This is a genomic window from Mycobacterium colombiense, from assembly GCF_001953985.1.
Taxonomy (GTDB): Bacteria; Actinomycetota; Actinomycetes; order Mycobacteriales; family Mycobacteriaceae; genus Mycobacterium; species Mycobacterium colombiense_B.
This window is the reverse complement of the sequence record NZ_MBEI01000032.1, coordinates 26,650-41,023: the sequence shown is the minus strand read 5'-3', so window position 1 is coordinate 41,023 and position 14,374 is coordinate 26,650. Positions and strand designations below refer to the sequence as shown.

Annotated in this window: 14 protein-coding genes; 7 read left to right on the top strand and 7 right to left on the bottom strand. The window is 68.4% G+C overall.

Features of this window, described 5'->3' with window-relative positions; genetic code table 11:
- Positions 1-36 precede the first annotated feature (36 nt).
- Positions 37-762, top strand: coding sequence for a lysophospholipid acyltransferase family protein (locus tag A5732_RS07555; RefSeq protein WP_065051585.1), 726 nt, complete (start codon positions 37-39; stop codon positions 760-762).
- On the opposite strand, the gene A5732_RS07550 is transcribed toward A5732_RS07555, so the two are convergent.
- Positions 759-2,039: a glycosyltransferase 87 family protein gene (locus A5732_RS07550; RefSeq protein ID WP_076052118.1), complete on the bottom strand. Its 1,281-nt coding sequence runs from the start codon at positions 2,037-2,039 to the stop codon at positions 759-761. The genes A5732_RS07555 and A5732_RS07550 overlap by 4 nt on opposite strands.
- 108 nt (positions 2,040-2,147) lie before the next feature.
- Between A5732_RS07550 and A5732_RS07545 the strand changes: the two genes are divergently transcribed.
- The 3 genes from A5732_RS07545 (at position 2,148) to A5732_RS07535 (ending at position 4,998) form a co-directional block, all read left to right on the top strand.
- Positions 2,148-3,017: a hypothetical protein gene (locus tag A5732_RS07545; protein ID WP_371915830.1), complete on the top strand. Its 870-nt coding sequence runs from the start codon at positions 2,148-2,150 to the stop codon at positions 3,015-3,017.
- Positions 3,018-3,040: 23 nt separating this feature from the next.
- Positions 3,041-3,523 (top strand): polyadenylate-specific 3'-exoribonuclease AS, encoded by a 483-nt coding sequence (locus A5732_RS07540; protein WP_064950550.1) that lies wholly within the window; start codon positions 3,041-3,043, stop codon positions 3,521-3,523.
- Positions 3,524-3,609: 86 nt separating this feature from the next.
- On the top strand, positions 3,610-4,998 hold the full coding sequence (locus tag A5732_RS07535; RefSeq protein WP_076052116.1) for a class II 3-deoxy-7-phosphoheptulonate synthase: 1,389 nt from the start codon (positions 3,610-3,612) through the stop codon (positions 4,996-4,998).
- Here the strand turns inward: A5732_RS07535 and A5732_RS07530 are convergent.
- Both A5732_RS07530 and A5732_RS07525 read right to left on the bottom strand, forming a co-directional pair.
- Positions 4,995-6,446, bottom strand: a complete 1,452-nt coding sequence (locus tag A5732_RS07530; protein WP_076101838.1) for an FAD-dependent oxidoreductase — start codon at positions 6,444-6,446, stop codon at positions 4,995-4,997. The genes A5732_RS07535 and A5732_RS07530 overlap by 4 nt on opposite strands.
- 103 nt (positions 6,447-6,549) lie before the next feature.
- The gene (locus A5732_RS07525) at positions 6,550-7,869 is read right to left on the bottom strand and encodes a protein kinase domain-containing protein (protein ID WP_436971813.1); all 1,320 of its coding nucleotides are present in this window, start codon (positions 7,867-7,869) and stop codon (positions 6,550-6,552) included.
- A gap of 80 nt (positions 7,870-7,949) precedes the next feature.
- Between A5732_RS07525 and A5732_RS07520 the strand changes: the two genes are divergently transcribed.
- The gene (locus tag A5732_RS07520) at positions 7,950-8,354 is read left to right on the top strand and encodes an Rv2175c family DNA-binding protein (RefSeq protein ID WP_007770743.1); all 405 of its coding nucleotides are present in this window, start codon (positions 7,950-7,952) and stop codon (positions 8,352-8,354) included.
- A 10-nt stretch (positions 8,355-8,364) separates the two neighbouring features.
- On the opposite strand, the gene A5732_RS07515 is transcribed toward A5732_RS07520, so the two are convergent.
- Both A5732_RS07515 and idsA2 read right to left on the bottom strand, forming a co-directional pair.
- Entirely contained in the window at positions 8,365-9,906 is a 1,542-nt protein-coding gene (locus A5732_RS07515) for an alpha-(1->6)-mannopyranosyltransferase A (protein WP_076101837.1), read from the bottom strand.
- Positions 9,907-9,910: 4 nt separating this feature from the next.
- On the bottom strand, positions 9,911-10,960 hold the full coding sequence (gene idsA2, locus A5732_RS07510) for a bifunctional (2E,6E)-farnesyl/geranyl diphosphate synthase (protein WP_076101836.1): 1,050 nt from the start codon (positions 10,958-10,960) through the stop codon (positions 9,911-9,913).
- A 261-nt stretch (positions 10,961-11,221) separates the two neighbouring features.
- Here idsA2 and A5732_RS07505 point away from each other — a divergent pair, with 261 nt between their 5' ends.
- The gene (locus tag A5732_RS07505; protein WP_076052112.1) at positions 11,222-12,115 is read left to right on the top strand and encodes a mycobacterial-type methylenetetrahydrofolate reductase; all 894 of its coding nucleotides are present in this window, start codon (positions 11,222-11,224) and stop codon (positions 12,113-12,115) included.
- On the opposite strand, the gene A5732_RS07500 is transcribed toward A5732_RS07505, so the two are convergent.
- Together A5732_RS07500 and A5732_RS07495 are read right to left on the bottom strand one after the other, a co-directional pair.
- On the bottom strand, positions 12,112-12,759 hold the full coding sequence (locus A5732_RS07500; RefSeq protein WP_076052111.1) for an LppM family (lipo)protein: 648 nt from the start codon (positions 12,757-12,759) through the stop codon (positions 12,112-12,114). The two genes, A5732_RS07505 and A5732_RS07500, sit on opposite strands and share 4 nt — an antisense overlap.
- Positions 12,760-12,911: 152 nt before the next feature.
- Entirely contained in the window at positions 12,912-13,520 is a 609-nt protein-coding gene (locus tag A5732_RS07495; RefSeq protein WP_076052110.1) for a GNAT family N-acetyltransferase, read from the bottom strand.
- 338 nt (positions 13,521-13,858) lie between these two features.
- Between A5732_RS07495 and A5732_RS07490 the strand changes: the two genes are divergently transcribed.
- Positions 13,859-14,260 carry a DUF3040 domain-containing protein gene (locus A5732_RS07490; protein WP_076101835.1) on the top strand — a complete coding sequence of 134 codons (402 nt, stop codon included), beginning with the start codon at positions 13,859-13,861 and terminating at the stop codon, positions 14,258-14,260.
- Positions 14,261-14,374 lie beyond the last annotated feature (114 nt).

Genomic DNA, 14,374 nt, shown 5'->3' with positions numbered 1-14,374 from the left:
CGCAGAACATCAGCGGTAAAGCCGAGAGGGAGGGCCATGTGGTACTGGCTATTCAAGTACGTGCTCCTCGGCCCGCTGCTGTCATTGCTGGGCCGGCCGAAAGTTGAAGGCTTAGAACACGTTCCGAGTTCCGGGCCGGTGATACTGGCCAGCAACCACCTGGCGGTGATGGACAGCTTCTACCTTCCGCTGGTGGTGCGGCGCCGAATCACGTTCCTGGCCAAGTCCGAATACTTCACCGGCACCGGTTTGAAGGGCTGGTTCCAGCGGTGGTTCTTCACCGCCGTCGGCCAGGTGCCGATCGACCGCACCGACGCCGACAGCGCCCAGGCCGCGCTGAACACCGCGCAGCAGGTGCTGAGCCAGGGCAAGTTGCTGGGCATGTATCCCGAGGGCACTCGGTCGCCGGACGGGCGGCTCTACAAGGGCAAGACGGGGCTGGCGCGGCTGGCCCTGGAGACCGGCGTTCCGGTGATCCCGGTCGCGATGATCGGCACCAACGTCGTCAACCCGCCCGGGACGAACATGCTGCGGTTCGGCCGGGTCACCGTCCGCTTCGGCAAGCCGATGGACTTCTCCCGTTTCGACGGGCTGGCCGGCAACCGCTTCATCGAGCGGGCGGTCACCGACGAGGTGATCTACGAGCTGATGGGGCTGTCCGGCCAGGAATACGTCGACATCTACGCGGCGAGCCTAAAAAAGGGCGGTAACGACGCGGCCGACGGCGAGGCCGCGCGGATTCCCGAGACGGCCGCCGGCTAGCCGACTGCGGTAACCGGCGCCAACTGCTGCGGGGCGGCATTCCGCGCTACCCCGCGGGCCGTGACGGTGACTCCCATCGTGACGATGACCGCCAGCGCCCACCAGACGTAGGACATCCCGGCCAGCTGACGCCACCAGACCGCGCTGGCCTCATGGTGCTTGGGCAGCAGGTCGATCGGCGACCAGCGCATCAGCGCCACCCCGATGACGCTGACCACGATCAGCGCCGCGTTGCGGCGCCGCCAGCCCAAGATCCCCGTCACCAACACCGCCGGCAGTACCCAGACCCAGTGGTGCGACCACGACACCGGCGACACCACCAGCCCGAACAGCGCGACGCACACCAGCGCGAGCGTGGGCTCGTCGGCGTGCAGCACCCGTCGCATCGCCCAGACCGTCACCGCCAGCACGAGCAGCGACGCGGCCACCCAGAGCAGCGACCGTTCCTGCTGTCCCAGCCCCAGCCGGGCCAGCGCGCCGGCGATGTTCTGGTCGGTGTTCAACGACGCCGAACCGATCCGGTCGGTGTGCAGCACGGTGTGCGTCCAGTACTCCCACGAGTCTTTCCAGGCCAGCGCGAAGCCCAGCAGCGTCGCCCCCACGAAAGACGCCAGCGCGGTCAGCGCCGCTCGGGTGTCGCGCCGCAGCAGGAAATAGAGCAGGAACACGGCCGGGGTCAGCTTCAGCGCCATGCCCAGGCCCAGCAGCAGCCCGCGCGGCCACGGCGTGCGCCGCGGCACGCAGTCGGCGATCACCAGCGTCATCAGCACCACGTTGATCTGGCCGAAGGCGAAGTTCGAGCTGATCGGTTCCAGCCAGACGGTCGCCGCGGCGGCGACGACGATCGCCAGCCACCACCGGCGCACCCAGGCCGGGCCGGGCAGCGTCGCCGACGTGCTCCAGACGCCGAGGCGGGTCAGCACCATCACGGTCGACACGACCAGCAGCACCAGCGTCAACGCGGTGATCGCGACGCTGGCGGTGGGCATGTGCAGCCACGCGAACGGGCAGAACACGATGGCCGCCAGCGGGGGATAGGTGAACGGCAGATCCACGATCGGCGTGTGGAACAGCACGTCCCCGCGGTACAGCGGGTGGCCGTCCATCCAGGCCCGGGCGCCCATCTGATAGACGTCGATGTCGATGCGATAGGGCGTGTGCCCGAACAGCTGCCACGCCGCATAATTCAGCCCCGCGGCGGCCACCAGCCAAGCCAGCCCCCACCACAGCGCCCACCCGGGTCGATTGCCCACGCCGGGCGCCTGCCGTGTACTCATGTCGCACAACAGCGTAATGGGTGTCCGGGCCCCGACCCGCCTGGTGCAGCGCGGGTCCCACGGCTCCGGCGCAGACAGGCGTAGCTTTCAAGAGTGCTCCATTCGTTCGTGGCCGAGGTGACCCGATGGTTCGCCCACGACGTCTACGACCGCGGCCACCTGCCGCTGCTGTGCTGCCTGGTCGCCTTCATCCTGACGTTTTTCGTCACGAGAACGTTCGTGCGGTTGATCCGGCACCGCGCGGACAACGGCCGGCCCACCCGGTGGTGGCACCCGCGCAACGTCCACGTCGGCGGAGTGCACATTCACCACGTGACCTTCGGGGTGGTGCTGACCCTGCTGTCCGGCCTGACGCTGGTCACGCTGGCCATCGACGGCCACGAACCCGAATTCACCATTGCGGCAACCTTTTTCGGTATTGGGGCCGCCCTGGTTCTGGACGAGTATGCGTTGATCCTGCACCTGTCCGACGTCTACTGGTCCGAGGACGGCCGCACCTCGGTGGACGCGGTGTTCGCCGCGGTGGCGGTGGCCGGGCTGTTGATCATGGGCCTGCACCCGCTGATGTTCTTCCTGCCGATCTGGCACAGCGCCGAATCGACGGCGCTGCGGGCCGTGGTGGCCAGCGCGATGGCGTTGACGCTGCCACTCGCCGTCGTGGTGGTGCTCAAGGGCAAGGTGTGGACGGGCCTGCTGGGCATGTTCCTTGTCGTTTTGCTGGTCATCGGCGCGATCCGGTTGTCGCGCCCGCACGCGCCCTGGGCCCGCTGGCGATACTCCACGCAACCCGACAAAATGCGCCGCGCACTGCAACGCGAGCGGACGCTGCGCCGCCCGGTGGTGCGGGCCAAGCTGTACTTGCAGTGCGCCATCGCCGGCACACCGCGGTTGCCCGACCAACGCACCGTCGACGCCACGCTGGACCAGGAGGTCCACCCCGCGCCGGCGCCCACCGGCCCCATCCTGATCAGTCGTTAGCCCGCGTCCCTAGGCTGTCTCCGGTGCGGTACTTCTACGACACCGAATTCATCGAGGACGGCCGCACCATCGAGCTGATCTCTATCGGGGTGGCCGCCGAAGACGGCCGCGAGTACTACGCGGTGTCCACGGAATTCGACCCCGAGCGCGCCGGGCCCTGGGTGCGCGCCAACGTGCTGCCCAAGTTGCCGCCGCCGGCGTCGCAGCTGTGGCGCTCCCGCCGCCAGATCCGCGAAGACCTGGAGGGCTTCTTCGGGGTCGGCGGCGCCGAGCCGATCGAGCTGTGGGCCTGGGTGGCGGCCTACGACCACGTGGCGTTGTGCCAGCTGTGGGGGACCATGCCGGAGCTGCCGCGATCCATCCCCCGTTTCACCCGCGAGCTGCGGCAACTGTGGGAGGACCGGGGCAGCCCGCGGATGCCGCCGCGGCCGTCCGATGCGCACGACGCGCTGGTCGACGCGCGCGATCAGCTCCGCAGATACCGGCTCATCACGTCGGGGGACTGAGCGGGCGACCGGAACGGGTCCGCCGAGTCGAATTCCCGCAGATCAACTCTGACCTGGGGCCCCCGTGCCTTGGCTAAGATGAACCGATGAACTGGACCGTCGACATACCGATCGATCAGCTGCCGCCGCTGCCGCCGCTGCCGACCGATCTGCGGGCGCGGTTGGACGCCGCGCTGGCCAAACCGGCCGCCCAGCAGCCCAGCTGGCCCGCCGACCGGGCGACGGCGATGCGCGCGGTCCTGGAGAGCGTGCCGCCGGTGACGGTGCCGTCGGAGATTGTCCTGTTGCAAGAGCAGCTGGCCCAGGTGGCGCGGGGTGAGGCGTTCCTGCTGCAGGGCGGCGACTGCGCGGAGACGTTCACCGAGAACACCGAACACCACATTCGCGGCAATGTGCGCACCCTGCTGCAGATGGCGGTGGTGCTGACCTACGGCTCGAGCCTGCCGGTGGTCAAGGTGGCCCGGATCGCCGGGCAGTACGCCAAGCCCCGATCGGCCGACATCGACGCGCTCGGGTTGAAGTCCTATCGCGGCGACATGATCAACGGCTTCGCCCCGGACGCCGCCGTGCGCGAGCACGACCCGTCGCGGTTGGTGCGGGCCTACGCCAATGCCAGCGCGGCGATGAATCTGGTTCGCGCGCTGACGTCTTCGGGATTGGCCTCGCTGCACCTGGTGCACGACTGGAACCGCGAATTCGTCCGGACCTCGCCGGCCGGCGCGCGATACGAGGCGCTGGCCACCGAGATCGACCGCGGCCTGCGCTTCATGAGCGCCTGCGGGGTAGCCGACCGCAACCTGCAGACCGCCGAGATCTACGCCAGCCACGAGGCCTTGGTGCTCGACTACGAGCGGTCCATGCTGCGCCTGTCCGAAAGCGACAGCGGCGAACCGCAGCTGTACGACCTGTCGGCGCACACCGTGTGGGTGGGCGAGCGGACGCGCCAGCTCGACGGCGCGCACGTCGCGTTCGCCGAGGTGATCGCCAACCCGATCGGCGTCAAGATCGGCCCGACGATCACCCCGGAGCTGGCCGTCGAGTACGTCGAGCGGCTCGACCCGCACAACAAGCCCGGCCGGCTGACGCTGGTGAGCAGGATGGGCAACAACAAGGTGCGCGATCTCCTGCCCCCGATCGTGGAGAAGGTCCAGGCCACCGGTCACCAGGTGATCTGGCAGTGCGACCCGATGCACGGCAACACCCACGAATCGTCCAACGGCTACAAGACCCGCCACTTCGACCGCATCGTCGACGAGGTGCAGGGCTTCTTCGAGGTGCACCGCGCGCTGGGCACTCACCCGGGCGGCATCCACGTCGAGATCACCGGCGACAACGTCACCGAGTGTCTGGGTGGGGCGCAAGACATTTCGGACACCGACCTGGTAGGTCGTTACGAAACCGCCTGCGACCCAAGGCTGAACACCCAGCAGTCGCTGGAATTGGCCTTCCTCGTCGCCGAGATGCTGCGCGACTAGCGGCGCACCGAAAGCGGCTCCCTCTGTGGGCTCTGCGGCGCGACTTCAGCCGTGGCTGCGCGGCGTGGCTTGTGCGTGAACCGGGCTCGTAGGTTCCCCCACACGATGCGCGGCAGCAGGGCGGGATCCTGCAGCCGCGACGGCGGGTCGATGAAGTTGGAAACTCGAAAGAAGCGCTCGGTCAGGACGACGTCGCGGGTCGCGGCGTTCAGCGCCGCCCTGGACATCCAGCCCCGCAGTCGCTGCCGGATCCCGCGTGGCCGGTATGCGCCGGAGGTGGCCCGGTCTCTGGCCTGATTGGCCGCCCACGTCTCGCCGATGTACTGGGCCGTCGCCCGGAAAAAGCGCTGTGCCAGGTGCGCATCGCCCGCGCGCAGGCAATCGCGCAGGGTCAGAGCCTCCAGCGCGGCGATCGTCATGCCTTGGCCGTAGGTCGGATCGAGACTGCATAACGCGTCGCCGATCACCAGCAGACCTGAAGGGAATTCGGCCATTTGGTCGTAGCGTCGCCAGATCGCGGCGGCGTGGTGATAGGTCACGGCTTCCCCGATGGGATATGCGCGGCGCAGGCCCTCGATGATCGCCGGGGGTAGGGACGGCTCGGCCATCGCGAGCATCGCGTCGAAATCGGTTGGCGGCTCGCCGCGGTCGGCCGGCACGCCGATCGCCAGCATGAATGTGTCGTGCTCGTTGGCCAGCAACAAACCGCCCGGCCTGCCGCCCCCGGGGTTGAACATCACCAGCCGCTGGGCGATCGATCCCTCGGGCATGCTCAACTGGTGGCTCGCATAGCCGTATCTGGCGACCGCCCGCTCCTCGGTTGGACGTTCGTACCCCAGGCTCTCCAAGAACGCCGGGGTGCGCGCCCCGCGCCCCATGGCGTCCACCACCAGATCAGCGTCCAGCGCCGTGAGAAAACCGTTGTAGCGCCGGGTGATTCGTACACCGTTGACGATGTCCGCGGTGGTGAGAAGCCCGGACACGTCGTGCGCGTCGAGGAATGTCACATTCGGCAGGGCCTTGACCCGCCGGCGCAGGTGGAACTCCATGAACGGCCGGGTCGTCATATGGAGCGCCAACGCGTCCGAATCGGTGAACGTGCCCGAGTGCTTCAACTCGTAGCGTCCGAAGCGCACGTAGAACCGCGACAAATCGCCGTCGTCGACGACAACGGCCCCTGCCCTGGACAGGTCCTCGAGCAGGGCGGGAAACAATTCGTCCAGCACCTGCAGGCCGCGGCTGTGGAAGTTGTGCGCGTGCCGGCCCTGGGGGATGCCCCTGCGGTGGCACGGGTGGTCGGGCAACCTGTCCCGCTCGACCACACTGACCGAATCGTAGAACTCCGAAAGTACGCGCGCGGCAAGCAAACCCGCCATTCCGGCACCCAGTACGACTGCGTGCTCGCCGAGCCGGTTCGGCGAGTCGACGCTATCCATTGTCGAACCCATGCAGTAGCACGGTACACCAAAATTAAGAAAAATAAGAGAACTTTGTGATTACGTTAAGATTCGTGTCGCCTGGGCCGGGGTGCTGGTCGCCGGCGCCCGGCCGCTAGAGCAACCCGTTCAGGTTGCTTCCGATCGTCCACGCCGCGGTGGCGACCAGCCCGGTGATCGCCAGCACCAGCGCCACCCAGACCAGCACCATTCGCCGGTTGTGCTGGCGCGCCCAGACGAATTCGCTGATCGGGATTCCCGCGAATTCGCCTGCGACCGACTCGTATTCGTGATCGTCCTCGTCGTCGATCTGCGCCGGGCGTGCCGGCTCCGGCCAGTCCTCGGGCCCCCGCGTCATCTGGCGAGTGGGCTGACGCACCGGCGCCGGGCCGGGCGGCGCGGGCTGCTGCGCGGTGGGCGGCCGCTGGGGGGCCTGGCTGCGCTGCAGCGCCGCCGACCGGTGTTGTGCGGAGTTGCGGGGTGCCGGCACCCGAAAGCTCGGCAGCGCAAGCTCTTCGGCGATCGCGTCCAGGTCGGCGCGCATCTCGATCGCGTCGGCATAGCGCTGCGCCGGGTCGCGGGACGTCGCGCGCTCGACGAATTCGTCGAACTGCGCGGGCACACCGTCGATGACCGCGCTGGGCGGCGGCACGTCGGTGTCTAGCCGCTGGTAGGCGAGCGACAACGCCGAGTCGCCGGTGAACGGGGTGCGCCCGGTCAGCAGCTCATAGGTCATGATCCCCGCGGAGTAGACGTCGCTGCGCGGACTGGCGTCGCCGTCGCGCACCTGCTCGGGCGACAGGTAGGCCGCGGTGCCCAAAATCACGCTGGTGGAGGTGATTCCGGCGGCCGCGACGGCTCGGACCAAACCGAAGTCGGCGATTTTCACCTCGCCGTCGTCGGAGATCAGCACGTTCTCGGGTTTGACGTCGCGGTGCACCAGGCCGGCCCGGTGGGCGGCGGCCAGCCCGCCGAGCACCGGACGAAGCACCGCCGCCACGGCGTACGGCGGCATGGGTCCGCGCTCGCCCAGCAGTTCGCGCAGCGTGCCGCCCTCGATGAGCTCCATCACCAGGAACGGGTGCCGGGCGTCTAGGCCCTGGTCGTAGACCGCCACCAGCCCGGGATCCTTCAACCGGGCTACGGTTTGCGCCTCGCGCTGGAAGCGGGTCAGGAATTGCTCGTCGCCGGCGTAGCGGGAATCCATAACCTTCACCGCGACGGGACGGTCGAGCCGGGTGTCCAGGCCGCGATACACCGTCGAGGTGCCGCCGCTGGCGATCCTTGACTGAACCAGGTAGCGGCCGTCCAGCAAAGTGTCGTCCAGCGGGTCGACCGACCCGGTCTCGGGTCGGCGACGGTGCGGGCCGGGCCGCCCCGAAGCGGGGGTCTCGCCCGGTCGCGGGGGAGGGCCGGGCGATTCAGCTTGGGCCACGGGGCCATCGTAGGTGTGCGGCCGTGATTGGCCGGTAGAACACGGGCTCAACGCGGCCATCTAGGCCTACACTTGCCCGGATGAGCAGTATTCCGGCCGGCGACGATGTGCTAGAACCCGACGAGCCGATCTATGACCTGAAGCGGGTCGCCGAATTGATGGGGGTGCCGGTCACCAAGGTGCACCAGCAACTCCGGGAGGGGCACCTGGTTGCGGTTCGCCGCGACGAGGGACTGGTGGTGCCGCAGGTGTTCTTCACCAAGTCCGGTGAGGTGGTCAAGAGCCTGCCGGGATTGTTGACGATCCTGCACGACGGCGGCTACCACGACACCGAGATCGTGCGCTGGTTGTTCACCCGCGACCCCTCGTTGACGGTCACCCGCGACGGCAGCCGGGATGCTCTCAACAACGCCCGTCCCGTCGACGCCCTGCACGCCCACCAGGCGCGGGAAGTCGTGCGCCGGGCGCAGGCGATGGCCTACTGAGCCCGATCGCTCATCCGGCGGAGACGTCGGCTCGCTCGGCTCGCCGCGCGGGAGCCCGGTACAGGCTGTACCCGGCGATCAGCGCGCACGCGGTGGCCAGCGAGAAGTGCAGCCACGAGTACATGCCGTGCGAGCCATCGGGTTTGAAGATCACCATCACCCAGGTCGACAAGCCGCCGATGATCGCGACCGCCCGCCGCGACTGCGCCAGCGGGGCCACGATCGCCAGCGGCCACGAGTAGTACCAGGGCAGGGCGGCCGGCACGAACAGCACCACGATCAGCATCGACCACGCGATGCCGGTCAGCGCGGCCCGGTCGTCGCGGCGGAACCGCCACCACAACAGCGGCAGCGAGATTGCGATGACCGCGATGCCGACCAGCCGGGTGACGCGCAGGATCGGGTAAAAGCTCACCGGGAAGAAGCCGCTGCCGATCGCGTGGATCAGGTTGGCCGCCGCGGTCGGCACGGTCAGCCAGTTGATGATCTTCACCGATCCGGCCAGCGCGGTCAACCAGCCCAGGCCGACGCCGGCGACCGCGGACAGGATCGCGAAGGCCACGGCGAAGATCAGCAGCGACAGTGCCGTGGCGGCGAAAAACGCTGGCACCGGCCGATATCCCCGCCGGTCGCGCAGGTGCCGCATCCACACCCACACCAGGAAGGGCAGCGCGATGCCGGCGGTGGCCTTGACCGCGATGGCGACGGTGATCAGCGTGATGCCCGCGACGTGGCGGGCGGCGAACGTCAGCGCGATGCCGGCGGCCATCAGGCCCACCATCAGCATCTCGTTGTGCACCCCGCCCATCAGATGGATGAGCACCAAGGGGTTGAGCACGCAGATCCACAGCGCCGTCGAACCGTCGGTGCCCAGGTGCCGCGCCACGCGGGGCGTCGCCCACACCAGCAACACCAGGCCGGGCAGCATGCACAGCCGCAGCAATGCGGTGCCCGCCACCACGTTGTTGCCCACGATGATGGTGATGACCTTCGCCACCAGGATGAAGACCGGGCCATAGGGTGCCGTCGTGATCGACCAGATGGGACTCACGTTGTCCAGCAGGCTGTTTGGGTTGGCGACCGGTCCCACCGCGTACGGGTCCAGGCCGTCGCGCAGCAGCGCGCCCTGCGCCAGATACGAGTAGGTGTCCCGGCTGAAGACGGGTACCGACACCAGCAACGGCGCCAGCCAGAAGCCGGTGGTGGCTTTCATGACGAACTCGCTCGCCTCGCCGGCCAGCACCCGACGGCCTAGGGCCAGCCACGCGATCAGCATCAGGCCGACGCCGGTCCACAACACGATCGACGACAGCACCAGGCCGTGGCCAAAACGCAACCAGGACATGTGCATTGACTCGAGCAGCGGGTCGTGCTGGCGGGTGCTGCCCGCGCCCAGCCCGCCCAGTGTGATCAGCACCGATCCCAGCATGCCCAGCTTCGCCGGACCGGAGTCGCCGGACGCGACGAACGCCTTCAGCCGGGAAAACCATTCGCCGCGAGAGGGTTTGGCGGCCGGCGAATCCGCTGCCGGGGCGTCCGTGGGCGTCGTCATCGGCTCAGGCGGACCGGTTCGTGGCCAGCTTGGCCAATTCGGACAGGCCCGCTTTGGCCGCGGTGTTGATGGGTGCGGCCGCCAGCGTGGCCAGCGCCCGCTGGGTCAGCGCGGCGATCCGCTGTTCGGCGGCGGCCAGCGCGCCCACCGACTCGATGACGTCGCGCAGCCGATCGACTTGGGCGTCGGTCAGCCGAGCGCCGATCGAGGTGCGTAACAGGTTGGCCGCCACCGGGTCCGACTTCTCCGCCAACTCCACCGCCTCGGCCAGCAGCACCGTGCGCTTGCCGGACCGCAGATCATCTCCGGACGGTTTGCCGGTGACCGCGGGATCACCGAAAACCCCCAGCACGTCGTCGCGCAACTGAAACGCCACCCCCAGATCCGTTCCGAATTGGCTGAAGACGTCGTGGATGTCGGGCCGGTCGGCCGCGGCGGCCGCGCCGAGCTGCAGCGGCCGGGACACGGTGTAGCAGGCGGTCTTGAAGGTGTCGACGTTCATCGCCGAGGCGATCGAGGCGGCCGCGCTTGCCTCGGCCACGATGTCGAGGTACTGCCCGCCGAGCACCTCGGTGCGAATGTTGGCCCACACCCGCCGCACCCGCCTGGAAGCCTGCGGCGTCAACTCGACGCCGAAGACGATGTCGTCGGCCCAGGCCAGCGCGAGGTCACCGAGCAGGATGGCGGCCGATATGCCGAACTGCTCGGGCGAGCCCTGCCAGTGCCGGTCGCGATGCAGCGTCGCGAACCGGACGTGCGTGGTCGGCCGGCCCCGGCGGGTCGAGGAGTCGTCGATCACGTCGTCGTGCACCAGCGCACACGCGTGTAGCAGCTCGAGCGCTGAAAACAGCAGCAGCGCTTGCTCATCGGGGGCTTCGGTGGTGACGGCGCGCCAGCCCCAATAGGCGAACGCGGGCCGCAACCGCTTGCCCCCGTTGAGTACGAAATCTTCCAGCACGGCGATCAGACCGCTGTAGTCGTCACCGATGTACGCGGTTTCGGTGCGCCGGTCATGCATGTACCGCCGCAATTGGTCGGTGATGGCGCCGGTCAACTCGACGGTTGCCGCTGCTTCTGAAGCTCCTAGGCTCAGCGCGGCGCCCCTTTCTGCTCGGCTGGCTGGGTGTTCCAGGCCCGACCAGTGTATTCGCCGCGCCACCCGTGACGCTCCGCACGTGACCGGGGCGGGTGGACCCAGTTGCTTCGCCTGCCTCAGTAACCCGCCCCTATGCTGGCGGGTGCGCTGGGCTCGCGCGCAGACTGCGCGGCCGCCAGACGCCCCCGGGCCAATTGTCGTCAGATGGAGAGAAGCCGCGTGACCCTCAACACCATTGCGCTCGAGCTGGTGCCGCCGAACGCCGACGAAGGTCGGGAGCGGGCACTCGACGAGGCGCAGAAAGTGGTGCGGAATTCGGCCGAGGCCGGTTTGGGCGGCCGGATCGGGCACGTGATGATTCCGGGGATCATCGCCGAGGACGACGACCGTCCGATCCAGATGAAGCCCAAGCTCGACGTGCTCGAGTTCTGGTCGATCGTCAAGCCGGAACTGCCGGGGATCAAGGGCCTCTGCACGCAGGTGACCGCGTTCATGGACGAGCCGTCGCTGCGCACGCGGCTGACCGAGCTGAAGTCGGCCGGCATGGAAGGTGTGGTCTTCGTCGGCGTGCCGCGCACCATGAACGACGGCGAGGGTTCCGGCGTCGCTCCCACCGACGCCCTGTCGATCTACCGCGAGCTGCTGACCAACCGCGGAGTCATCCTGATCCCCACCCGGGACGGCGAACAGGGCCGGTTCAACTTCAAGTGCGACCAGGGCGCCACCTACGGCATGACCCAGCTGCTGTACTCCGACGCGATCGTGGGCTTCCTGACCGAGTTCGCCCGCCAAACCGATCACCGGCCGGAGATCCTGCTGTCGTTCGGCTTCGTACCGAAGATGGAGAGCCGGGTCGGACTGATCAACTGGCTGATCCAGGACCCGGGCAATCCCGCGGTGGCCGCGGAGCAGGAGTTCGTCAAGCAGCTGGCCGCCGGCGAACCGGCGGAGAAGCGCCGGCAGATGGTCGACCTCTACAAACGCGTCATCGACGGGGTCGCCGAGCTCGGCTTCCCGCTGAGCATCCACCTCGAGGCGACCTACGGGAACTCCGGGCCGGCCTTCCAGACGTTCGCGGAGATGCTCGCCTACTGGTCCCCGACGCCCGGCTAATCGGGCGGTTGGTCGCGCGGCGCGGTCAACCGCGGTGACCTGTCCCGGCTGACCCAGGCCAGCAGGCCCACCACGCCCGCGGCCGCGAACGACGCGATGCAAAGCCACACCACCGCCCCGGTGAAGGACCGGGTGTTGGGGTCGGTGTAGCGGGCCTGGGCGGTCATGGTGGTCACCACGCCCGGTTTCATCTTCCACGACACCACATCGGGTTCGACCCGGTCGCCGTTGGTGGAGGTCACGACGCCGGGGAAGGCCACGGTCAGCTCGACGTCGGCCTCGGGGTCGGTCAGCGAGGTCAGATCCGCCCGGCCTTCCAGGATCACCAGGTTGCCGTTGCGGCGCAGCGTGAGGTTCACCCCGGAGGCGTCGGGGTTCATGTTGGCCAGCTGCGGCAGCTCCGCGAACGTCAGATCGGAGAACACCGCCTGCGAGCCGACGTAGCCGTCGCTGTCGTAATTCGACACCGCCACCTTCTGACTGAACGGCAGGTTGTTGCTGTCCAGTTGGGGACCGGTGTCTTTGGAGGTCTTGGGTTTGGCGGCGGCGACGATCTCGCCGGACACCAGGTCGTCGGGGGAGATGGTGAGCGAGGCCCTGACCCGCAGGCATCCGGCGGCCAGCGGCACCAGCAGCAGCAGCATCGCGATGGCCGTCAGGCGGCGCCGCCGAGCTCGAAACGCTCGGGATCCTCGGCTGCGGGGCGGGGGAGAGCTGGCTCGCACCAGGTCATCGTGCCAGATCCGATGTGCCACTTAAATAAGTGGAGTCTTCCGATGCGTGCCCGGTCCGGGTGTCACAGAGGCAGCTTGCGGCCCAGAATCGCAAACGCCCGCGGGTCGCCGGCGAAGTGGTAGCCGCGGATGACGTCGGTGAAACCCAAACGCCGGTACAACCGCCAGGCGCGGTTGGGTTCGCCATTGGTTTCCGGCGTCGAGAGCAGCACATTCTGCTCGGCGCGTCCGGCGAGCAGCCGTCGGACCAACGCCTCGCCGAGACCGCGGCCCTGGGCGCGGGGATGGATGTGCAGCTCGGTCAGCTCGAAGTAGCTGTCCATCAGCCGGGAGATCTCCTGGGGCGGCGAGCCGCCGCGCTGCATGCCCAGCACGACCTGCTGCTGCCACCATTGCCCGGGCGCGCCGGGGTAGCCATAGGCCACACCGAGCAGCGGGGCACCGGCCAGCTCCTCCGCCGAGGGCGGTTGTGCGCCTGCGTCTTCGGCTTCCTGAGTCTCGACGACGCCGGCACCCTGCCAGCCGCGGCGCCGGATGTGTTCCAGCCACATCGCGGCGCGCTGGTTCTCGGTACCCCGCGGGTAGCGCATCGCGTCCACGTACACCGCAAGGGCGTCACCCAGGCGGCGCTCCATGTCGTCGGGAAGCAGATCGATGAGGAATATCGCCAACTCGCGGTCTCCTCCTCATCGTTGATCCAGGCTCGGGCGGCGCCTCGGCGTTATGTGGTCGCTGTGGACCGGGCCTCCATCGCCCATTATCGGACCCGTGCGCGACGGGCCGACGGGCGGTCGTGGCACCGGACCGAGGAACCGTCCGGTTCGGGAAGCCGGTTGTAGCGCACGGTCGTTCCGGTCTGGAGATGGGTCGGGAGGCCGCCGGGATAGAATCGGCGCCGAACCAGTGGTATGGGGCAGATTGACCTCGTATCATTCAATTAGTTGCCCCCGCAACGGGCATCCGCGTGCTACCGGTAGTCACGTGCCAAACAGTCGGCAAGGAGGGACGAATGCCACTCTCCGATCATGAGCAGCGGATGCTCGATCAGATCGAGAGCGCTCTCTACGCCGAGGACCCCAAATTCGCGTCGAGTGTCCGCGGCGGAGGCTTCCGCGCACCCACCGCCCGTCGGCGGCTGCAGGGCGTTGCGTTGTTCGTCATCGGTCTGGCGATGCTGGTCTCTGGAGTGGCGTTCAAGGCGACGATGATCGGAAACTTCCCGATCCTCAGCGTCTTCGGGTTCATCGTCATGTTTGGCGGGGTGATCTTCGCGATCACCGGCCCCCGGTTGTCCGGCAGGGCCGATCATTCCGGCCCCGCGCCCGCCTCGCTGCGTCAGCGCCGCAACAAGGGCGGCGGTTCCTTCACCAGCCGCATGGAGGACCGGTTCCGCCGTCGCTTCGACGACTGAGCGCGTCCACGCATTCGGGGTAGCCATCGGCTGCCCCGCTTTATTTGCCCCGGTGTGTTAGCGCGGGACTCGTCCGGCCGGTCGTGCCGCTGACAATCAACCGTCGATGCCGTT